At 39.3% G+C, this 23,155-nt stretch carries 19 protein-coding genes; 2 read left to right on the top strand and 17 right to left on the bottom strand.

Annotated features, from left to right (window positions below; genetic code table 11):
- Window positions 1–56: 56 nt before the first annotated feature.
- The 10 genes from OK025_RS03415 to OK025_RS03370 form a co-directional block, all read right to left on the bottom strand.
- Window positions 57–1,631, bottom strand: coding sequence for a M28 family peptidase (locus OK025_RS03415; protein ID WP_317668342.1), 1,575 nt, complete (start codon window positions 1,629–1,631; stop codon window positions 57–59).
- 178 nt (window positions 1,632–1,809) lie between these two features.
- The gene (rpiB, locus tag OK025_RS03410; protein WP_088160307.1) at window positions 1,810–2,256 is read right to left on the bottom strand and encodes a ribose 5-phosphate isomerase B; all 447 of its coding nucleotides are present in this window, start codon (window positions 2,254–2,256) and stop codon (window positions 1,810–1,812) included.
- Window positions 2,257–2,268: 12 nt separating this feature from the next.
- A complete protein-coding gene (tatC, locus tag OK025_RS03405; protein WP_317668341.1) occupies window positions 2,269–3,129 on the bottom strand; it encodes a twin-arginine translocase subunit TatC in 861 nt (286 codons plus the stop codon).
- A gap of 76 nt (window positions 3,130–3,205) precedes the next feature.
- Window positions 3,206–4,561, bottom strand: coding sequence for an acetyl-CoA carboxylase biotin carboxylase subunit (accC, locus tag OK025_RS03400; RefSeq protein ID WP_046672273.1), 1,356 nt, complete (start codon window positions 4,559–4,561; stop codon window positions 3,206–3,208).
- Between the two features lie 73 nt (window positions 4,562–4,634).
- The gene (gene accB / locus OK025_RS03395; protein ID WP_309364379.1) at window positions 4,635–5,114 is read right to left on the bottom strand and encodes an acetyl-CoA carboxylase biotin carboxyl carrier protein; all 480 of its coding nucleotides are present in this window, start codon (window positions 5,112–5,114) and stop codon (window positions 4,635–4,637) included.
- Between the two features lie 74 nt (window positions 5,115–5,188).
- Window positions 5,189–6,178 (bottom strand): beta-ketoacyl-ACP synthase III, encoded by a 990-nt coding sequence (locus OK025_RS03390; RefSeq protein WP_317668340.1) that lies wholly within the window; start codon window positions 6,176–6,178, stop codon window positions 5,189–5,191.
- A gap of 7 nt (window positions 6,179–6,185) precedes the next feature.
- Window positions 6,186–7,124, bottom strand: coding sequence for a phosphate acyltransferase PlsX (plsX, locus tag OK025_RS03385; protein WP_075991146.1), 939 nt, complete (start codon window positions 7,122–7,124; stop codon window positions 6,186–6,188).
- A gap of 106 nt (window positions 7,125–7,230) precedes the next feature.
- Entirely contained in the window at window positions 7,231–7,422 is a 192-nt protein-coding gene (rpmF, locus tag OK025_RS03380) for a 50S ribosomal protein L32 (protein WP_046672269.1), read from the bottom strand.
- A 14-nt stretch (window positions 7,423–7,436) separates the two neighbouring features.
- On the bottom strand, window positions 7,437–7,973 hold the full coding sequence (locus tag OK025_RS03375; protein ID WP_317668339.1) for a DUF177 domain-containing protein: 537 nt from the start codon (window positions 7,971–7,973) through the stop codon (window positions 7,437–7,439).
- Between the two features lie 102 nt (window positions 7,974–8,075).
- Entirely contained in the window at window positions 8,076–8,726 is a 651-nt protein-coding gene (locus tag OK025_RS03370; RefSeq protein WP_317668338.1) for an epoxyqueuosine reductase QueH, read from the bottom strand.
- 179 nt (window positions 8,727–8,905) lie between these two features.
- Here OK025_RS03370 and OK025_RS03365 point away from each other — a divergent pair, with 179 nt between their 5' ends.
- A complete protein-coding gene (locus OK025_RS03365) occupies window positions 8,906–10,063 on the top strand; it encodes a hypothetical protein (RefSeq protein ID WP_317668337.1) in 1,158 nt (385 codons plus the stop codon).
- A 16-nt stretch (window positions 10,064–10,079) separates the two neighbouring features.
- Here the strand turns inward: OK025_RS03365 and OK025_RS03360 are convergent, their stop codons facing one another.
- The 6 genes from OK025_RS03360 to OK025_RS03335 form a co-directional block, all read right to left on the bottom strand.
- Window positions 10,080–10,928 (bottom strand): transglutaminase-like domain-containing protein, encoded by an 849-nt coding sequence (locus OK025_RS03360; protein ID WP_317668336.1) that lies wholly within the window; start codon window positions 10,926–10,928, stop codon window positions 10,080–10,082.
- A gap of 100 nt (window positions 10,929–11,028) precedes the next feature.
- Complete coding sequence (locus OK025_RS03355; RefSeq protein WP_317668335.1) at window positions 11,029–11,688, bottom strand: ABC transporter ATP-binding protein; 660 nt, start codon at window positions 11,686–11,688, stop codon at window positions 11,029–11,031.
- 101 nt (window positions 11,689–11,789) lie between these two features.
- Complete coding sequence (locus tag OK025_RS03350; protein WP_317668334.1) at window positions 11,790–14,183, bottom strand: ABC transporter permease; 2,394 nt, start codon at window positions 14,181–14,183, stop codon at window positions 11,790–11,792.
- 252 nt (window positions 14,184–14,435) lie between these two features.
- Window positions 14,436–16,883, bottom strand: a complete 2,448-nt coding sequence (locus OK025_RS03345) for an ABC transporter permease (protein WP_317668333.1) — start codon at window positions 16,881–16,883, stop codon at window positions 14,436–14,438.
- 26 nt (window positions 16,884–16,909) lie between these two features.
- Window positions 16,910–19,351, bottom strand: coding sequence for an ABC transporter permease (locus OK025_RS03340; protein ID WP_317668332.1), 2,442 nt, complete (start codon window positions 19,349–19,351; stop codon window positions 16,910–16,912).
- A 204-nt stretch (window positions 19,352–19,555) separates the two neighbouring features.
- Window positions 19,556–19,780 (bottom strand): helix-turn-helix transcriptional regulator, encoded by a 225-nt coding sequence (locus OK025_RS03335; RefSeq protein ID WP_312188547.1) that lies wholly within the window; start codon window positions 19,778–19,780, stop codon window positions 19,556–19,558.
- Window positions 19,781–19,976: 196 nt separating this feature from the next.
- On the opposite strand from OK025_RS03335, the gene OK025_RS03330 reads away from it, so the two are divergent.
- Window positions 19,977–20,600, top strand: a complete 624-nt coding sequence (locus OK025_RS03330) for a hypothetical protein (RefSeq protein ID WP_317668331.1) — start codon at window positions 19,977–19,979, stop codon at window positions 20,598–20,600.
- Between the two features lie 142 nt (window positions 20,601–20,742).
- Here OK025_RS03330 and OK025_RS03325 read toward each other — a convergent pair whose 3' ends face one another.
- The gene (locus OK025_RS03325) at window positions 20,743–23,139 is read right to left on the bottom strand and encodes an ABC transporter permease (protein WP_317668330.1); all 2,397 of its coding nucleotides are present in this window, start codon (window positions 23,137–23,139) and stop codon (window positions 20,743–20,745) included.
- Between the last annotated feature and the right edge of the window lie 16 nt (window positions 23,140–23,155).

The raw sequence follows: 23,155 nt of genomic DNA, 5'->3' as shown, positions 1-23,155 counted from the left end.
TTACTTGCTTTTTTATATAGTATAAAGTAATCCTTTTTACAAACGATAATTTGATCTTACTCTTTATTATTGTCAACCACCAGGCGATTTTCCCGATTGGCTATTTGCCATGCGGTGTAAAATGCGAGCTTTTCACGTTTAACCATCAGTGGAAAGTCGATCTTGTCATAGGTATCCGCAGGTGTGTGGTAGTCCGGATGCAAGCCCGAAAAGTAAAATACAGATGGTATACCTTTCTTGGCAAAATTATAATGATCGGAGCGATAGTAGAGGCGCATAGGATCCTTTGGATTGTCATACATATAGTCAATCTCCAGTTTCGTATGTTTTTCATTCTCATTTTTATTGATCTGATATAACTCCGAGCTCAATTTATCTGAACCGATCGCATGGATATAATCGTGATTACCTTTGAGATGTTTGTCGTCAACACGGCCAATCATATCAATATTAATGCAGGCAACGGTGTTTTTCAATGGAAATATGGGATTTTCTGTATAGAATTTGGAACCCAGTAAACCTTTTTCTTCTGCCGCATAGGTGATGAACAAAATACTGCGTCGTGGACCATTTCCGGTCGATTTGGCTTTAGAAAAAGCGCGTGCCAATTCAAGGACGGCTGTTGTGCCCGAGGCATTGTCATCGGCCCCAAAGAAGATATTTCCTTTGGAATCCATTCCATCGTGGTCATAGTGGCCTCCGATCACAACGATTTCGTCTTTTTTATCTGTTCCTTCCAGGTAGCCAAGAATATTAGGATCGGCTAATGGAGCCGCATTGGTGCCAAACTCAGCTTTAAAATTTGTTGAAATAGCAAAGGAATTTGGTTGTCCCGTACGATTAATTTTTGCAACCACAGTAGCAAGATTGGTTCTCGCCAGGTTTAGAATATAATTTGCTGCATGGTCTGTAATATTGACCACAGGGATCATGGGTGACTTTTCCGGCGCAGGTTGATCCACCGCCAAATTATAACGGCCCTCAATAGCACGGTCTCCTGCATCCTCCAAAAGTTGAGACAGCTGACTATTAATGGCTAGTACCATTTTGGGACTGTGTTTAAGGATTTCCTTGACTTTTTTATTTCGGGTTGTTGCCCAGTCCGAAGCAGTCTTTTTGCTGGTAATCCATGAATTCCCTTTCTCATCTGTTGGCTCATTCTCATTGATCAGCATAACGATCTTATTATGGAGATCCATGCCTGAGATATCCGAATACTTGGGATCATCTATCCCATAGCCAATAAACACAATTTCATTGCTTTCGAAGAACTTGTTCTCATTGTTACCAATGACAAAAATGTCCTTACCATGTTGGAAGGGTCTATCGTTAATACTAAATTGCTTTACCTTAAAGCTGTTACGAATAAGCTGCAGGGGTTGGAAATAGGATCCATTGACGGGCGCACTGAGACCATATTTTTTAAATTCATTGGCAATATATTCAGCTGCCAAGCGACCACCTTTTTGTCCAGTTCCTCTGCCTTCGAAATCGACAGAGGCTAAAGTGCGTAGATGCTTTTGGGTAGATTCTACGGTGATTTCCTCCGCATATTTACTGTTTACGTCCTGTGCTTGTGCACAGCTCATCAGGGAGCATGCGATCCAAAGCAGGTTGTATATTTTCTTCATTGTTTATTTTTACTAGTGCGACTTTCAGCGCTTTATTTTATCATTTTAATCGACCCAATCAGACGGGTGCCAACTGTCTAATTCGTCTAATAGGTGTCGGTATCTGTACAAGATATAAAAAAAAGCGGATGAAAAGTGTTATTTACCTTTCATCCGCTTCTTAAAATATGTTAATTTATTAACAGCTACAAGCTATTTTGTTAACGCGGTTGGCGTGACGGCCACCCTCGAATTCCGTATTCATAAATGTATTGACGATCTTTTTAGCAAGGTCAAGATCAATAAAACGTGCTGGGATACAGACCACGTTAGCATCGTTGTGCTGACGGGCCAAAGCAGATATTTCTTCCAACCAACAGATAGCAGCACGGATATTTTGGTGTTTATTTGCTGTGATCGCAACTCCATTTGCACTTCCACAAATTAAGACTCCGGCATCAGCTTCTTTATTTTCTACTGCTGATGCTACTGGGTGTGCGAAATCTGGATAGTCAACTGAATCTGGAGAGTTTGTACCAAAGTCTGTTACTTCATAACCCAGTTCATTCAAAAAACTTACCAAAGCTGTTTTATATTCAAAACCGGCATGGTCGCTTCCAATCGCAATTTTCTTTACGCTGCTCATTTTATTGTTATTTTATTTTTCTTGTGCTAATTTTTTTCTTTTGACATCCGCAGAAACCATGATACTGATTTCATATAATAAGAACATTGGCGCTGCAACGGTCAACATCGTGATAATATCTGCAGAAGGTGTAATGACAGCGGCTATCACTAAAATAATTACAGTTGCATAACGACGGCTGGCCCGCATAAATTCAGGTGTCATAATGCCTATTTTAGAGAGAATAAATACCAATATTGGAAGTAGGAAAACAATCCCACAACCCAATGTTAATGTTGCTATCGTAGAAAGGTAATTATCAATAGTGATCTGGTTGACGATTTCATCACTTAGGGATACATTTGCCAGAAAGTTGATGGATAAGGGTACAACGATGTAATATCCGAATAGCGCTCCTAAAATAAACAATAAAGACGAGTAAAATACAAACCCACGTGCTGAGCGTCTTTCTACATCGGTCAATGCTGGTTTTACAAATAACCAAATTTCAAAAAGAAGGTAGGGAAATCCCATCATCAAAGCCATCAATAAACAGGAGTTTATCTGAAGCATAAACTGACCTGCTAGTTCAGTATTGATGATATTAAAAGGAATTTTCTTCACACAGAAATCTGCCAAATTGAAAGCATCTGCAGCCTTACACATCATACGATACGTCCAAAAATTTAGATTCTTTGGGCCCATGATGATATCGTTGAATACGAAATCGTAGAATGTAAAGGCAATACCTGCAAAGATACAGATCGCAATTGCTGAACGCACTAGATGCCATCTTAAAACCTCAAGGTGGTCGAAAAAGGACATTTCTGCTTCTAAATTCTTCCCTTTATCTTTAATAGCTTGTATAAGATCTTTCGAATTAGGTGTACTCATAAAAATTGTTTGGAAACAAAAATACCATTCTTATTGTAAAGAATGGTATTTTTTATGTATGTAAAGATAATTTTATTTAATCTTCTGCTGGATATTCCGTTAGGTCGAAAGTTTCCATAAACTTTGTCGTGAAATTTCCGGCTCTAAAGTTAGGGTCGCGCATCAATCTCAAATGTAAAGGAATGGTTGTTTTGATCCCTTCAATGACAAATTCGCTTAATGCACGTTCCATGGTACAAATTGCTTCCTCACGTGTTTGCGCAACAGTGATCAATTTAGCAATCATAGAATCATAGTTAGGCGGAATTGAATAACCTGAATAAACATGTGTATCTACACGGACACCATGCCCCCCTGGAGAGTGGAAGTTGGTGATTTTACCTGGTGATGGACGGAAATTGTTAAAAGGATCCTCCGCATTGATACGACATTCAATCGCATGCATTCCTGGTTCGTAGTTTTTTCCTGAAATTGGGATCCCTGCAGCCACTTTTATCTGTTCTTTGATCAAATCAAAATTGATAACTTCTTCCGTAACAGGGTGTTCTACCTGTATACGGGTGTTCATTTCCATGAAATAGAAATTACGGTGTTTGTCAACCAAGAATTCAATGGTACCTGCACCTTCATAATTTACAGCTTTGGCACCTTTAACAGCAGCTTCACCCATCTCAGCTCTTAACTCAGGGGTCATAAATGGGGATGGAGATTCTTCGATCAATTTTTGGTGACGACGTTGTATTGAACAGTCACGTTCCGATAAGTGACATACTGTACCGAACTGATCGCCCACAATTTGGAATTCGATGTGACGCGGTTCTTCTACATATTTTTCAAGGTAGATGCCATCGTTACCGAAAGCCGCAGCAGATTCAACACGCGCAGAATCCCAAGCTGGTTCGAACTCTTCGTCTTTCCAAATGATACGCATACCACGACCACCACCACCAGCAGTTGCTTTGATGATTACTGGGTAGCCGATTTCATTCGCTAATGTAATACCTTCTTTTACGTTTGAAATCAAACCATCCGATCCTGGAACGGTAGGAACACCAGCTTTTTTCATGGTATCCTTAGCACGGGATTTATCACCCATTTTTTCGATCTGTTCTGCAGTAGCACCAATAAATTTGATACCATATTCTGCACAGATTGCTGAAAAGCGTGCATTTTCCGATAAGAAGCCGTATCCTGGATGAATCGCATCTGCATTTGTCAATTCAGCTGCAGAAATAATATTTGGAATGTTTAAGTAAGAGTCTCTACTCGGTGGAGGACCAATACAAACGGCTTCGTCCGCAAATCTCACGTGTAAGCTGTCTCTGTCAGCAGTCGAATATACTGCAACACTCTTAATACCCATTTCACGACAGGTACGGATAATGCGCAGGGCAATCTCGCCTCTATTTGCAATTAATATTTTTTTGAACATTGTCTTGAATTATGAAGTTTGCAAAAAATGTAGCCCTTTGGAGGCTACATGTATTCATTTACGTAGTTGTAAATTACTTAGGCTCAACTAAGAATAATGGTTGGTCAAACTCAACAGGTTGAGCATCTTCTACCAAAATCTTAACGATTTTACCTGAAACTTCAGATTCAATTTCGTTGAATAATTTCATTGCTTCAACGATACATAAAACAGAACCGGTATTGATATCATCACCGATATTGATGAAAGATGGTTTACCTGGTCCAGCCGAACGGTAGAATGTACCGATCATTGGTGATTTGATTGTTATCAAGTTTGCGTCAGCGTTTGCCGCTGGTGCTGCAGGGCTAGCCACAGGAGCTGGTGCCGCTGCTTGCGCAACTTGAGGAGCAGCGATAGGAGCAACAGCGGGAACAGTAGCTGTCACATACGTAGGCTCTTGATTTGTTTTTATTGTAATTTTAAAATCTTGCTCTTCAATTGAGACTTCATTCACACCTGATTTTGAAACGAATTTAATCAAGTCCTGAATTTGTTTGATATCCATACCCATAGTATTCTAGGTTTTGTTTGTTTCTAAAAAATTCTAACTGTCAAAAGTAATAAATTATACCATAAAATGGACAATTAATACGCCCATTTTAAATAGATGGATCCCCAGGTAAAACCACCGCCGAAAGCAGCAAGGATAAGATTATCCCCTTTTTTCAATTGCGATTCCCATTCCCATAAACACAAAGGGATTGTTCCACTCGTCGTATTACCATATTTTTGAATGTTCACCATAACCTTCTCTTCTGGCAATCCCACGCGTTCTGCTGTCGCATCAATGATACGTTTGTTGGCCTGATGCGGTACCAACCAAGCAATATCCTCTGATTTCAAGTTATTCTTGACCATAACTTCGTGCGCAACATCTGCCATATTGGTTACCGCAAATTTGAACACTGTACGGCCTTCTTGGTAGGCATAGTGTAATCCTGCATCTACAGTTGCATGTGAGGCCGGATTAAGTGAACCCCCACCTTTGATATTCAAAAATTGTCCTCCGGAACCATCGGTTTTTAAAATAGCATCTTGTATACCTAAACCTTCTTCATTTGGTTCCAATAGTACACATCCACATCCATCGCCAAAGAGGATACAGGTATTACGGTCTTGGTAATTGATTACCGAAGACATTTTATCTGCACCGATAACAAGGACTTTTTTATGCGTGCCCGCAGTGATAAACTGTGTTCCTGTATTCAGACCGAACAAGAAACCTGAGCAAGCGGCTTGAAGATCAAATCCCCATGCATTGGTCGCTCCGATTTTATCGGCCAAAATATTAGCCGTGGCGGGGAACAGCATATCTGGGGTACTCGTACAAAAGATGATGAGGTCAATATCTGTAGCAGCTATACCTCTTTTTTTCAATAAACCTTGAACAGCAGGTACAGCAAGATCTGAAGTAGCAAGCCCTTCACCTTTTAAGATGCGACGCTCTTTGATCCCCGTTCTGGAAACAATCCATTCGTCGTTGGTATCGACCATTGTTTCCAATTCTTTGTTAGTAAGGATGTAATCCGGAACGTAACCATTTACAGCCGTGATTGCGGCGTGAATCTTTGACATAAATATTCTAATTGAAAATAGACCTGATGCTGTCAATGAACTTAGACTCGATCATATCTCTTGAAAATAAAACCATATTTTTAATGGCCTCAGGTGTCGAAATACCATGGCCAATAATGACAGGAGCATTAACTCCCAAAATGGGGCTACCGCCGTACTGTTCGTAGTTGAATCGGTCGAAGAAATCATCTTTAAAACCTTTTTTCAACGTTACTACATAAAATGATTCTGCAAGTTTCAAGACGACATTACCTGTAAACCCATCACAGACGTAAACGTCGGCATGGTCACTAAATAGGTCGCGGCCTTCTGCATTTCCGATAAAGTTAATCTTGTCGTTGGCTTTTAGTAGGGGGTAGGTAGAGGTTGTTAGGATGTTTCCTTTTTCTTCTTCTTCTCCGATATTCAATAATCCAACTTTAGGATTGGATACATTAAACACATGTTCGGCAAAGACACTTCCCAAGATTGCAAATTGGTTCAACATCTCTGGTTTACAGTCTGCATTTGCGCCGACGTCCAGTAAGATTCCGAAGCCTGATTTTAATTTGGGAACAATGGATGCTATAGCAGGACGCAATACGCCTGGGATAGCTTTAACGCTGAACATTGAGCCCACAAGCATGGCACCGGTATTACCAGCAGAAGCGAATGAGTCAATTTCTTTGTTTTTTAAATATTCAAATCCCTTCGCAATACTTGAGTTGGGTTTTTGAGTTATTGCTTTGGTTGGATGTTCACCCATTGCAATGACTTCTGGAGCCTCTACATATTCAAAGTCAGATGAATTTCCTCCGGCTTGATTGATTAATTGTTTAGTCTCTTCAGTATTACCAAAAAGGACTATCTTTTGGTCTCCAGTAAGCTGTTTTTGTGCTTCAATAGCACCTGTTATCGTTGCTTTAGGAGCATAATCTCCTCCTAAAATATCTAAACCAATCTTCATCCGTTATTATTTAGTAAATCAATAATACGCAAAAAACATCCCAAAGTAAAGCAAATTTCTAAAATAGTGCTTGTCTGGGATGTTTTGGTGTTATGAAAGGTTTACCTTAGACAACAGCTGTATTTTCAATGATCAATTTACCGTTGTAGTACAAGTTTCCGTCTACAGTATATGCACGGTGAGGTAAATGAACTGCGCCAGTTTCTTTACATACTGTCAAGCTTGGAGCTTCAGCTTTATAATGTGTTCTTCTTTTGTCTCTTCTTGATTTAGAAGTTTTACGTTTTGGATGTGCCATCTCGTATTTTTGTTTTAGTTATTTTTAATATTTCTCAATGCTTCCCAACGTGGGTCGATAATTTCTTCTTCTTTTTGTTCCTCTGAATCTGGCTCGCTTTTGAATAATGCGAGCATCTCAGGATCACATTGTATCCCCTGTCCCTGCTCTTCACATTTTACGATATAGGGAACAGCTAAATTAATGTATTCATAGAATAATTCAGCTATATCCAACTCATGGTCGCTTTTGGATAAAATCAACACCTCTTCGGTATTATCTGTCCAATCTTCATCCGTGAATTTGACTAATATTCGTTCTTGAATTGAAATCGGCGACATAAACTCTTTTAAGCAGGTATCACAAGTCAATTGAATTTCACCTTGGATATCAAAATGCAAAATCAAAAGATTTTCCTGTTTTTGCAATTCAACCTCTGCTTTTAGATTGCCGTCTTTTACAATCGAATGTTCGTAGCAGTCAAAGAACTTTTTATTAATGTCAAACTCAAAATTGTGCTTTCCAGCGTTGAGCCCCGAAAAGGGAATTCTGTATTGTTTTAGATGTTTCACAATCTTGCATTTGAGCCTGCAAAGGTATGTATAAAATCATTAGGATAGAAATATTTTTTTAAATATTCCGAAGCAAAGCTTTATATACACCGGTAACAGGGCTTATTCATAATAATTTTTGCCTAACTCTATCTTTTCACGCCCATTTGCCATACGCCACTTGTTGGTGTCGCGTAGTGAATAAGCACAGCCGCAATATTCCTGCATATAGAATTTCTCCTTTTTAGAGACCTCCAGCATACGGGCAGAACCACCTTTCTTGCGCCAGTTGAATGTCCAATATTCCATCCCTTCATGGCGAGAGGCCGCGCGTAAACCACAGTCATTGATCTGCTCCATGTTTTTCCAGCGTGATATACCCAGTGAACTTGAAATCACATCAAAACCATTGGCAGCTGCATATTCCGCTGTTTTTTCAAAACGCATATCAAAACACATGGTGCAACGGATGCCTCTTTCGGGCTCTTGCTCCATTCCCTTAGCCAAATCAAACCAATGGTCAACATCGTAATCGGCATCAATAAAAGGAATATTGTGTTTTTCCGCAAATCGGATGTTCTCGTCTTTGCGTAAATCATATTCTTTGCGGGGATGAATATTGGGATTGTAAAAATAAATCGTAAAATCGATATCTGAAGCAATCAGTGCTTCCATCACTTCTCCAGAACAAGGAGCACAGCAGGAGTGTAAAAGTAATTTCTTGCCTTCTCCCGGTAATGTCAACCTCTCCCTTACAAATTCCTTATTTTCCATAATCGTATATGCTAACAAAAACAAAGGCAATTTTAATCAAAAAGTAGCGAATTGACAAATATTTCCGTTTTTACTTCGTAGGGTTTTCCCTTAAAAGAATCATATAAATGCATTGATATTCTGCATATATTCGTAGATTTGTATGTTTAACGCAATACGCTATTTTTAATAAAAAATATATGAAATTTTCGTTTCAATCCTGTATTATTCTATTCTTTGCCAGTATAATAGGTTTCACTGCCTGTAAGAAATTGGATGATGAACCAAGCAATATTGGACGTGTCACGCAGATATCAAGATTATATATCTCTTTCTCAGATTATCAGGCAAGTAATTCTTCGCTTAAAAATATGATGATTGTCGATCCGGCCGATACCAACAATTTGGATAATATCTACCAATATCTGTCTCCGGCAAAGGGAGGAGGACCAATTATTTTTAGTCCCGATGCGAAGGCTGTTTTCCAGGCGAGCGCAACTGGAGCCGCGACCCAAGACACTTTTATTAGGTATATTCCTTTTAACAATGATATTTATGGTATCCCTGGTACTTCTGTTAACATTGGCTATACAGGGTTCACAAATGTGAAAGGATTAGGATTTTATACTTATGCCCAGCAGAATGGTACTTCTGGATCATCAACTATACCCTTCCTCCTTGCGGTATCAGATAAAGACACGGATAGATCGATGCTTTATGCAATTGCAAACCCCAGTGGAAAAGGTTCTAACGGCGGCGCTAGAATTATCGATAAGCAGATTAATCTAGGGAAAGTTGTTCCGAGCTCCTTAACACTAATTGGAAGCGGTAACGAGAAAGCCGTTTTGGTAGGATTTAATAATGATGGAACAAACAAAGGAAGTGGTTTCGCTGTTTATACCGGACTTAAAACAGAATTAATTGACCGTGCCAAAGATACGATTGTGATCTCCGACAACTTTCGCCCTGTGATGAAAGTATACATTAAAGGAAAAACAGGATTGGGGCCTGTATGTTATGCGATCAATAAAAAATTATTAGCGGTAACTGCCGGAAAAGAAGTGTTATTCTTTAAAAATCCGGATGAGATCTTTAGTGGAGCAGGTGATAAAGAAATTTCGCCTGATTATGTTGTTGGAGGTACAAATACAGGGTTGGAAGAGCCTTGGGGAATAGCAATAGACGACCGCCTCAATGAAGGGAAATTCTTCTATGTGTCAGATTTAACAAATAAAACCATATCGAGGTTTCTATTAACGGATCAGGGCAATGCTTCACCCGAAATAACTGCTAAAAAATATGGTACACTTACTCCTAATTATATCTTTTTGGACGGGAGATCAACTCCCCAATTTTAGTTGAAAGCATAATAGTTCAGCCAAGCAATTCGAAAAGCGCTCTGATTTCCTGTTGCTTGCTTGAACTTTCATGTTCCTCGTAGGCTGACATCAAATTCCGCAAAGCGCGTTTAATGATGGTCACATTATCGCAGGGATAGGTAAACTCTCTATCGGGATTGAGGTTCAGTTGCTTCAAAAATGAATTTACATCGCTTTTTTGCATAACCTGCCCACGATTAAAGGCGTTGATGTAAAACAACACATTTTCATTCCCTTCTTCATCTGAATCCATATACGCCAATACAAAATGCTTGGGTAAATTAATCCCGTAGATTGGAATGTCCAGTTTTTGTGCAATGATACTATAAATGCAGGATAGCGTTAAGGGATTCCCCTGTTTGGTATCGAGCACTTGACCAATATAGGAATTCTGTGGGTGATGGTAATCCTTTGTATTTCCTGCTAGGCCGAAGGAACCAAAAAGAACATGATTCATCAGGTTCACTTTTTCCAACGGGCTCATGTCGTAATGCAAACCGCGCCACACCTCAGTCTTGAGGTCTTCTATCGCCAAAACAATCTTGTGGTCTTCATAAGAAGGATATTGATAATTATTGAGGATGATTAATCCTTCCAGCAGATTGAATGAGTTACTCAGATTCCAGATCTGTAACTCGTTTTTGGTCTGATCAAATTGAATTTCGTGAATGATATTCTCTAATCGCCCTTGGACGTTGGGATCGAAGCTTGATTCCCAATATTTTTCCAAATAGGGTACAATCTCAGGACCTTGGCTTTTTAACTGATGTTCCACTTCCTGAATAATCTGTTGGTCGGTATCATCCAACAGTGATATTAGCGATTTCAACTCTCTCTCATTCATCCTAACGAAGTTAAAAAATTGATTCGACAAATGATATAAAAAAATCCCTACAGTAATTTACTTACCGGGTAGGGATTATTCAGGTTAAATTGGTATACAATTATTTGAGCTGACCATCCAGCATGTTGACAATTCTTTTACCGTATTCAGCATTCTTTTCAGAATGGGTTACTTGTATAATTGTAACACCATCATCGTTCAGCTGTTTGAATAGATCCATGATTTCTTCCCCCTGTTTGGAGTTTAAATTACCCGTAGGCTCATCAGCCAGCAATAGCTTGGGGGATCCCGCTAATGCACGCGCTATACCTACGATTTGTTGTTGACCACCAGATAGCTGGGCTGGGAAGAGGTCCTTCTTCCCGACAATGCCAAAGCGATCGAGCATATCGGCCACAATGGCTTTTCTTTCTTTGCTCGAAATGTCTTTATAGATCAAGGGTGTTTCGATATTTTCGTATACAGTCAATTCATCCAGGAGATGATAAGCTTGAAACACATAGCCAATATGGGATTGGTAAAGCTGCATTCTTTTTTTTGCTTTCATTTCCAATACATTCTCGCCCATAAAAAAGTACTCACCCTCGTCAGGTTCATCAAGCATGCCGATAATATTCAACAGGGTCGATTTTCCAGACCCTGATGGACCCATGATGGATATAAAATCGCCTTCAGCGATATCGAGACTTACATCTTTAAGGACGAATGAGCGTGTACCACCTACATTATACCACTTGAATAAATTTTTTAATTGTATCATTTTTTAGTATTGAGATCTTAGATATTCGTATTTATATTTTTACCGGTAACCATAATTATTGTTCGACTCTGGGTTAAGGCCATCACTGCTCATATTATCTTTTATTCATCGCGCAGACTATCTATTGGATTGGTTTTTGCGACTTTGAGAGATTGGAAACTGATGGAAACCAATATGAGGATAAATATGCAAAATATTGGAATCAAAAACGACCACCAGGAAAGCTGAATGTGATAGGCGAAATTAGAAAGCCATTTATTCATGAGCATATAGGCTAGTGGAAGGGCTATGCAAATACCGATCAAAAAGAGTTTGAAAAATGGCTTGTTCAGTTGAACAAAGAGCAATTGTACCGATGCTCCCAGTACTTTTCTGATGCTCATTTCCTTTTTTCGTAATGCCGCCTGATATGCCGCCATACTGAACAGCCCTAAGGCCGCGATGATCACAGAGAGGCTAGTGAAACTATTAAAAGCCGTCTGCAATTCTTGCTGTTTTTTGTGCTGTAAAGCATATTGCTCATCCATAAAGGAATAATCAAGGGGGAGGTCTTTTGCGGTTGGGTTTTTCGCCCACTCTGCTTTGACTGTTTGAATTGCCTGATCGACCATTCCTTGTTTTGTTTTGACCATAAGTGTCGTCTGAAAACGCATAGTGCCACATTCATTTTTAAATGAATAGATGGTCGGTTGAACTACATTCTCAAAGCCATAAGCTTTACTGTCTTTGACCAAACCGACAATTTCAAAGTCTACATCACAGCCCTTAATTTTTGCACCCATAGGGTTTGAAAGTACTAAATTTTTGGCTGCAGATTCGTTTATAATAGCATAGTGGGCTAAGGAATCGCGAAGCAATTGGTCCAATGAAATATTGGTATTCCCCTGTGTACTGGAGATGTTTAACGTCTTGAAGTATCCAGGATCAATGCCGACATGTGCAAATGAAATGTTTTTTTGGGCATAGGAAAAATCCATTTTGGGAGGTTGCTCACCTTCTCCCGGAATATTGGTCGCCGATGCGGTAGATGCAATACTCGGATCATTTTCTAATCGCCTCTTTAATTGTTCGTAGTTGTTTTTATTGTAATACATACCTACTCCCTTGAAATTGATAACCTGCGCTGGCTCAAACCCTTTATCCGCCTGCTGCATGTACTGAAGTTGGCCCCGGATGATTAACATACCCGAGATAAACAAAATCGCCATGCTGATTTGAAAGGTTAATAAGGCATTGCGGAAGGTTCCTTTTTTGAGTACTGATGTTAGTCCGCCTTTAAGGAGATTAACGGATTTGAAGCCAGAGAGTACGATAGCTGGGTATATTGCCGATAGAATTGTTGTCAATAGTACGGCAATAGCAAGTTGGGCGATTGTCTCCGAGCTCAAAATATACCCCTTAAGATCATCGTTGAACCATTTTTGTAGAATATTTCCTGTGAGAGCCAAAGTGACGAAACTTAAGATTGCAGCACTGAAAGTCAGAATAAATACTTCCAGTACCAATTGCCTAACGATAGCCCAGCGTGAGCTTCCCAATATTTTTTTAAGCGCGAGTTCCTTAATGCGTTGATCCGCCTGTGCCATAATCATATTGGCAAAATTGGCAGCGGCAAGTAAGAGGATCAAAACGGAGAGAATACCAATAATCCACGTAATGATATAAGCTGTGTTACTACCTGTTTTTGGCCTTAGATGAAGATTGGCTAATGGATCCAAATAGATTTTTCCCTTGGCATAACTAGAAGAACGTATTTTATCTTTTGGTGCAATTTCTTTCTGGTAAAGCGTATTGATGCGATTGGTCAACTTTGTGATATCCGTACCGGGGCGAACCTGAATATAAGTTTGATACAAAAAGGGATTATTATCGGCGAAGAGATCCTGCGGTTCACGGATAAAAAGGAGATCGTAATCAATCATGGACAGACCTTGCTTTTTGATGGTACCGTAGATTGTTTCCTTCATTCCAATTTGTAGACTTAGAGCTGGAATCGAATGGGGACTGTCAAAATTTAAGTCTTCTTTTTTGAATAGTTGTTCGGCAATATGGCTTTTGACCATGGTCGCATCCTTTTGGTCCTTGTTTTTGTAGAGCGGTCCGGTCGCATTTTCGATTTGAAAGATTCGTGCTGCTGAGGAGTCAATCAGTGCTGCATTTTTAATAAGCACCGTCTTCTCTCCAAAAAGGGGGTAACTACCGTAGTTATAGACTATTTTTCTTCCTGCATATACAATATCAGGTAAACTCTGTTTTAGCAATGGAGCCAGTGAAGGTGAAGTTTCGTCCGTAAATGCACCTTCCGATTCAAGGCCAATTTGGTAGATATCCTTAAAATGTGGGTTCCATTTATCGTAACTCGTTTCGCGATTAATGTATTGATAGGAAAGGATAAAACCCGTAAAACCCAGGGTCAGACCAACAATATTTAAGAAAGTAAAACCTTTATTTTTTAAAAGTTTGCGCCAAGCTAGTTTGAAATCATTTTTTGCCATTTTTTGGAGGGTATTATGTTTAAACTAATGCGAACCAATTCACTCAATTAAAATTACAATCCTCTTGCCATTGTTGTAATTGTTTTGTTATAAGTATTTTATGTTGTTTTTTTTGTTTTTGGATGTCCGATTTCGAACAGTTTACGTCCAGAATCGAACATCCATCTCCTAAGCCCTTGGTTCATTGCCCACAACGCAACAGGAAAGGCAATTACCAAGACAACAAACACCAAATTTTAAGATTTACTGACTTTATTCATCCCTTAAACTTTCGACCGGATTGGCACGGACGACTTTCCAGGTTTGATAACTAATGGTTCCAAATGCAACCAGGATTGCACTGAAACCCGCTAGAATAAAGTAGAACCAATTGATTTCTATGCGATAGTTGAAATCTGTCAGCCATTGATTCATTGCCCACCATGCAACAGGTGTGGCAATGATCAAGGCTACAAACACCAATTTTATAAAATCTCCGGAAAGCAGTCGGAGTAATCGGATGGAACTTGCGCCGAGAACCTTGCGGACACCGATTTCCTTGGTTCGTTGCTGGGTCACATAGGTTGCCAGCCCGAAAAGTCCAAGAGCAGCAACAAAAATGGCTACGAAAGCGAAGCAGCTGAAGATATTTTTTGTCCGTTGGACATCTTGATAGAGATCGGCGAAGCCGGCATCGAGGAAATTGTAATCGATTTTTTGATTTGGTGAAAACTTGTTCCAAACGGCAGTAATGTTCGTTAGTGTTTCGGACATGTCCGTTGATTTGGTTTTAATGGAAAGCATGGAAGGGCTATTAGCTAGGGTCATGCAGACGGGATAGTAGCCCTCATCTTTCATCGATTCAAAGATAAAATCGTCGACGACACCGATAATCGTCCATGTCATGCCATTGGTAATTTTTACACCAATGGGATTTCCTTTAATGCCCAAATCTGCAATCATTCTTTTGTTAACAATAGCACCAGTACTATCCGATGCGATATGCGGATCGAAGTTTCGGCCGGCTATAAGTTTCAGTCCAAATGTAGTGAGGTAACTTTCGTCTATATTCCAGAATTGTCCAGCTTCTCCCAATTCAAGATCTTCTTTTCCTTTGGACCAAAAAAGATTTCCATTTCTTTTTACGCCATCCAATTGAACAGGTATGTAGTCGCCTACGGAGACATCTCGCACTGTCGGAATGGCTTTCAGTTCATTTTTTAATTCTTTTGCCTGGGAAGCAATACCCGTTATACCGCGGAGTACGATTACCTGATCCTTATCGAAGCCAATATCTTTATTGAGCATAAAACTGATTTGCTGATTCGCAATAAGGGCACTGATCATCAGTATTATAGATGTTGCGAACTGGAAAATAACCAGTCCATTGCGTAACAACGACGATTTAGGATTGGTGACCGATTTGCTTTTTAATGCGTTTATAGGTTGAAATCCTGATAAATAGAGCGCTGGGTATAAACCGGCAAGAATGCCAATAAACAACATACTTAAGATCAGCGAGGGGACAAAGTACCACACTGTCCAGGGTATAAACAGCGCTTTGTTGGCTAGATTGTTAAATAGCGGTAATAACAGGAAGGCTAATAATAACCCTATCAGGAGTGAAATAAGACTGTAACATATCGCTTCGGTCATAAATTGGATAATCAGTGTCCGTCGATTTGATCCAATGGTTTTTCGAATCCCGATTTCTTTGGCTCGCGTTGCTGCATTTGCCGTTGATAAGTTGATGAAGTTTATACAAGCAATCAATAATATAAAAAATGCAATGCCCGCAAATATCCAGACCATCTTAATGTCACCTTGATATTGTGTCGCCATTCCATACTCCGAAATATTCTTCGAGTGCAGGTGCATATCAAGGGCGTTTTGAAGCAATACGGTTGATTGCATCATTTCGGGGGATATTTTCTTTCCATTTTTTTTGTTGAGCAAAATATAATGGTCCTGAATATAGTTTTTTGAAATGCTACGTTGTGCGTTTGCAATATCTGTATTTTCCTTTAGTTTTACATAGGTAATGTAATTTGTCGCGCCCCAATTGTTTTGTTCACCCGGATAAAATGGTTCGCCTGCAAGGGAAATAAAATAATTATAGCCATAGAGACTGGAATTGCTCGGGACATCATCGATCACAGCCGTTATGTTGTATAAAACATTTTTATTATTGTTCAGATAGATCGTTTGTCCTACCGCATTTCCTTTGAAATATTTCTGGGCCCTACTTTTGGTAATGACTATCGCATTGGGTTTGTCCAGCGCATGTGATAACTGTCCTTGTACGACCGGAAGCGGAAAAATTTTCAAAATGGACTGATCAACATATACAAAACCTTTATCAAGATAGTTCTCCGCACGGCCATTTACAGTAAACAGATTGCTTCCGGCACCAAATAAGGTATTGGGTAAAATGCGACCGGCTAACTCAACACTTGGGATTTCCTCTTGTAAGGTTTTAGCTGCTGGAGCAGGAAAGGCAAAGGTTTGCCTCACTTTATCACCATCGGGCTCCGAAACGATAAGACGGAAAACACGCTCCATGTTGGGATACATTTTATCATAACTGGTTTCATGTCGAATGTACAGCATAATAAGAATGCAAATCGCAATGCTGAAAGCGAACCCGCCGATCTTGATGATCGAGTACAGTTTGTTGTTGACCATATTTCGCCAAGCGATCTTTAAATTATTTCCTATCATAATAAAAGTCTTTTACGGTTTTGTATTTATTCATCGCGCAGGCTATCCACAGGATTGGCGCGAATGGCTTTCCAGGTCTGATAGCTGATTGTGCCTAAAGCAATTAAAATGGCACTCATTCCTGCAAGAATGAAGTATAGCCAATTTATTTCGATCCGATAGTTAAAATCTGTAAGCCATTGGTTCATTGCCCACCACGCAACAGGAGTGGCAATGACCAAGGCTACAAACACCAATTTTATAAAATCTCCAGACAATAATCGGAGTAATCCAATCGCATTGGCTCCAAGTACCTTACGTACACCAATTTCTTTGGTCCGTTGTTGAGTCACATAAGTTGCTAGACCGAAAAGCCCGAGCGCAGCAACAAAAATGGCAACAAGAGCGAAACAAGTGAATATATTCTTGGTCCGTTCCACGTCTTGATAAAGGGCCTCAAAACCTTCGTCCAAAAAGCTGTAGTTAATCTGTTGATTTGGGGCAAATTTGTCCCATACTCCTGTGATATCAGCGAGCGTCTCTTTGAGATGTTGCGGTTTTACCTTAATAGAGAGGAGGGAAGGATTGCCTTGTAATGTCATACAAAGTCCTGCATACCCCTTCTCCTTTAATGACTCAAAAATAAAATCATCGACTACGCCAATGACCGTCCATGTATTGCCATTGGTGATTTTTGCACCAATGGGATTCTTTAAGTGAAGCTCGTCGGCTAATTTCTGATTGATAATAGCCGAGCTGCTATCGGTGGCTCTGGTGGGATCAAAATTTCGTCCTTTATTTAAATGAAGACCGAATGTGCTCAGATAATCCTGATCGATTTCCCAAAATTGGCCCTGTGTAGCCATATCAAGATCTTTTCTGCCATCGACCCAGAACGGATTGCCATTTCGTTTAGCGCCATCGATGGGGACTGGAAGAAAATCACCCATGGAAACTGAAGCAACATTGGGGAGGCTCTTTAGTTCATTTTTTAAACTTGGAAGCTGTTTCGATAATGTTCCAATGCCGCGAAGCACAACGACTTGTTCCTTGTCAAATCCCAGATCTTTGTCCAATATGTAGTTTATCTGTTTATTGGTTACCAGTGCTCCAACAATAAGGATAATTGAGGTGGCAAATTGAAAGACAACCAAACTATTTCTAAATAGTGAAGATTTAGCGCCAATGACATTGTTTTTGAGTGCGGTGATTGGTTTAAATTTGGATAAGTACAGTGCTGGGTAGATTCCGGCAAGACCACCGATCACCAATATGGCCACCAAAAGAGAAGGAAAGAAGTACGCTGCTACCCAAGGAATGGTCAAGGATTTGTTGGCTAGTTGGTTGAATACGGGTAGTAGTAGCCAGCTTAGAAAGAGCCCAATAATCAGTGACAATACACTATAGCAAATTGCTTCAACAAGGAATTGCACAACAAGCAGCTTCCTGGGGGAGCCAATAGTCTTACGGATACCAATTTCTTTTGCTCTCGTTGCTGCATTTGCTGTCGATAAGTTGATGAAGTTAATACAGGCAATGAACAAAATAAATAGCGCTATTGTTGCGAAGGTCCAAACCATGCGAATATCGCCTCTGTTCAATGTACTAACTTTATCGTCGCTTATATCCGCAGATTTTAAATGCATGTCGAGTGCATTCTGTAAAGTTATTTTTGCCTGCTTGAAAAGCGGATTAAGTTTGCGTCCTGATTTTAAGTATTCAGGGAGATAATGTATCTCTAAGTAATTCTTTGAAATTTCTTTTTCTGCCAGTGCAACATTTACGTTGGGTTTTAATTTGACATAAACGGTGTAATTGTTATTGAGCCAAGCAGTCTGTTCGCCTTGATAAAAAGGTTCTCCAGCGAGCGACATAAAAAAACTATAACCGGCAAGGGTCGAATTGTTGGGCATATCTTCAATGACCCCAGTGATGGTATAGGCCTTCGATTTATTGTTGTTGAGATAGATCGTTTGTCCAATTGGATCATTTTTAAAATATTTTTCGGCTTTGCTTTTGGTGATAACCAATGTGTTGGGCTTATCGAGTGCATGGGACAGCTGGCCCGAAACCATTGGCATAGGAAACATGTCGAGAATGGACTGGTCGATATAGACAAATCCATCATCGTAATGGCTATCCGGGCTGTTATTTAATGACAATTGGTTGCTGCCCGCACCGAATAACGGATTAGGTAGGATGCGCCCTGTTTGCTCAATGGAGGGTATTTCTGCTTTTAGGGTTGGCGCTACGGGTGCAGAAAGTGAAACCCAGCGCTCGATCTTATTCTCAATTGGTAACTGAACGACCAGACGGTAAATTCTATCCATAGCTGGATAAAACTTATTGTAGCTCGTCTCATGTTTTAGATATAAAACAATAAGAATACAGATCGCAATACTAAAGGCAAAGCCTCCAATCTTGATGAATGAATATAGCTTGTTTTTTGCCATATTCCGCCAAGCTATTTTGAGATTATTTCCTATCATAGCAGAGATTTTTAACGCCTGAATGACTGGTAGTTATAATCAAAACAGACGTTTAAGCTGAAATCAATTGCGTTGCCATTTTGTTAATTTGTTGATAATTAGTTTGTTGTCTTTAATTTAAAAAGCTAGTCTGTACGATATCGAACAGTCTGGCGTTCAGTATCGCACAGACGAGCTAGGTGCTGGCGATAAATAGCGAATTGCTTAGTCTTCAATCTCTTTCAGCTGGAGATGATCACATAACTCGAACATCATTTTAGCTGGATCTGTATCAATAGCCAATGCGATCAGGTACATTTCATCCAAACGCAATTTAGCCGTTTCGGTCATCGTTAACTCATTGATTCTTGCCTTACTTAAACCTGTTTTGCGCGCAATTCGCGATTTATTAACGGATTTCTTCTCTAAAAATTCACCTAGTTTTGTCATAGTTATGATTTAGTATGCTCTTGTTTTGTATAGATAAATATACAAAATGTTATTTTTATTTATACAAATGTTTTTATTTCTAAAATATTTTCTATTCTTTTGTATTGAAAATCTATATCATTTAAATGTGTCAATGATGAAAACAGCGAAAATTCAAAAAACAAAAGTATATAGGAGGAGATGCGGAGAGTTAGACATGCAAATATATTATCGTATGCTGCTACAACGTATTTCGCGGCACCTGTCACCCGAAGAAGTTTCTTTTTTAATGGGAAAGTCATTCGATTTTATAAATAAAGTTGAGACATTCAAAAGGAAAAGAACTTTTGTTCATGATTTGGTTGTCATGCAGCTTGTACTAGAAATAAAGAGTATGAATGAATTGATGCCTTACGGAATTGATTTGTCGTCACAGAAGTATACATATGAATTGCATGTAACTAAATTGGGTGACCGCGTTATTTATGAACTGTATAAAGTTGATGTAGAGCAAGATCAAAAAGTAATCGAATTTAAGCTAATCGATATTCGACATGATCTCGACCCGTATGAAATTTCGACAATAGAAGAAGTAAAAAAGATAAGTACTCTCCTGGATGAGAATATTGATATCGGATATTTTAATGTGGAAAAGAGACCTGATGAAATACACAACTTATGCTGTGCTAAACTAGAAAGGTATATACATCCTAAAAACTTGATGAAGGTACTTGAAGATTTGCTCAATAGGTCTGATGAACGCAAAATTATTCGGAAAGTATCTAAATACGGATTCAGTTATATTTTAGCTGCTCCCAAGGATTCGACAGAAAAGAAATAAGCAATTTTTAGCTGTCCAACACGAACAGCTAAAAATTGCTTCAAAGATCCTAAGCCGTAGGTACACCAATTATAAACTTCCATTCCAATAGGTTAATAATAAATACACTTTTTAGCTTAGATAACCTACGGCTTATTTTTTCTTATTCATCCCGTAAACTATTGACAGGGTTAATACGGGCTGTCTGGAATATGCGGGCGGCGATAATCGCTAAAGTTGTCAAACCAATAAACAATCCTGTTAAAATAAATAGAACGATCGGTATATCTATATGATAGAAGAAATTTTCTAGCCATTTATGCGTAAACCACCATGCTATAGGGAAAGCTATTAGAATCGCTATCAGCAGGAGTAAGATAAAGGATTTGGAAATCATATATGTGATCGTATTTACGGAAGCCCCTAGTACTTTACGGATACCAATTTCTTTTACTCTTCGTTCTAGTGTATAAATAGCAATAGCTACGATCCCTAGGATGGCAATCAGCATACTGGAACCGGTAAAAAGTGCTAATTGCTGGTATTGTTTTTTTTCTTTGTTATATTGATTCTGTACTTGATCTTCCTGCCAGTTGATCTGCGCTATCCGGTTTGGAAAAAATTTGTTCCATGTCCTGTTCACCAATGCTAAAGCTTCCTTTTTCTTGCCTTCCTCTACCCGAATGAGCATACATCCACCTTCCCATTCAGTTTCTGCCTTAATTGCAAAAGGACCGATCGGAAACTTTAAACTTGCTCCGTTAAATTCTTTAAATACACCCACTGGTGTATTTTTTAGGAGCTCTAAACTTTTATTGAGTTTAAAAGGGAGCCGTTGGGCTGTTCCTTCGGAAACGAGCATGTTTGTAAATACTGGTTGCCCATTGTGTACCGAATCAAAATATGATCTGTCCAGTGCATAGTCCGCACTCAAAGGACGTCCGTTAATGAGTTTTATACCCATTGTTTTGATGTAATCGTAATCCGCATAAACAAATACAATAGGCAGTTCTTTGTTCGGATCCTGAGGGTCTTTTACTATTTTAAAATCTGCACTCCCGCTAAAGGGAGTCCAGCTTGTGAGGCTAACCGATGCGATGTATGAATTTTTTAATAGCTCCTGTTTGAAAGCCTGATCCTTTCCTTCCCAAGAGGTATAGTTGATGGCTAAAAGATTTTTAGGTTCGTAGCCAATATCTTTGCTATACAAATAATGCAGTTGTGCCCGCATTGACATCATGCAGATCGCTACGACGATGGAGATAGCAAATTGGAAGACAACCAGTATTTTGGTAAATGCCATATTTAAGGGAAGTCTGAAGAAAGAAAGTTGCTTCCGAAGTTCAAGCGATGGCTGTGTTTTCGATAGAGACAACGCAGTCGGTAAACTGCACAGCCAGCCTAGAATTATCCAGGTGGTTAGTAGTCCAGCACACATGAATAAAGAATGCTGGTAGCTCATTGTCAATGGATGCTCTAAATAGTTTTCAAATGCAGGACTGACAAGAATATAACCAAAAAATGCGATCAGAAAAGAGCTGGCAAAGAGTATTGTACTCTCTATGCCCATTTGTAAGATTAGATTTTTTCGGCTTGCTCCCAATACCTTACGGATACCTATCTGTTGTGTGCGTTTTAAGGCATGCGCAAAGCTTAGGTTAATGTAATTAATACTGACCAATATAAGAATAAGTGTCGCTATTCCCACCAGTAGGTAAATATCTTGCATGGGATTCTCCCATCCTGTAATACTTTGTAGGTGTATATCTTTGATGGGTTCAATAAAAAGATTAAAACTTTTCGCCCAGTCATTCAGTTTTTGTCCTTTGTACCATTTGTTTATTTTGGTAGAAAAGTGGTTAATATCAGTTGTGTTTTTGAGCAATAGAATTTGTGTTTGCAATGAGCCGGCCTTTGTCGGATTAAATTCAATTATCTTAGGCATCAGCACGAGCGCTTCTGCCTGAAAGGATGAATTATGAGGAATATCCTCAATAATAGCATTGACATAATAAGCCTCTGGTTCCCCTTCTTGCGGTTTATTGTAGAATGTGCTGCCAAGTACATCTTTTCCGCTGAAGTATTTTTGTACAGCAGAGGCTGTCAATGTAATGTTTTTTGCACCTGCAATAATTTGTTTTGGATTGCCTGCAATTATTTTTGTATCAAAAAGATTGAAAAAACCACTGTCAATTTCTAAGGTACTGATTTCAGCTAGTTGTTTTGACAGCCCTTCGATTGTTAATTTCTGTGAACTACTGTTGATCGTGGTATAACCTAAAATTTCGGGAAAATTAGTTTTCAAGACCTTTGAGAGACCTTCAGGAGCTCCTGAAATATTGGTTTTGACACCTTCCTGTGTTTCTTTGGGTACCACCCTCATCCGGTAAAGCTCATTGGAGTTCCCCCATTGTCTGTCGTAGGAAAGCTCATCAATGACAAGTGAACTAATTAACATAAATACCAGTAACGCGATGGTTAAGCCGATGAGATTTGATAGCGAATAGATCCGATTGTGCATCAATGTTCGCCAAGCGGTTTTAAGGTGATTCTTTATCATACTGTTTATGTGGATT

It is taken from the genome of Sphingobacterium sp. UGAL515B_05 (genome assembly GCF_033097525.1).
Lineage (GTDB): Bacteria > Bacteroidota > Bacteroidia > Sphingobacteriales > Sphingobacteriaceae > Sphingobacterium.
This window is presented reverse-complemented; position numbering and strand designations above follow the sequence as displayed.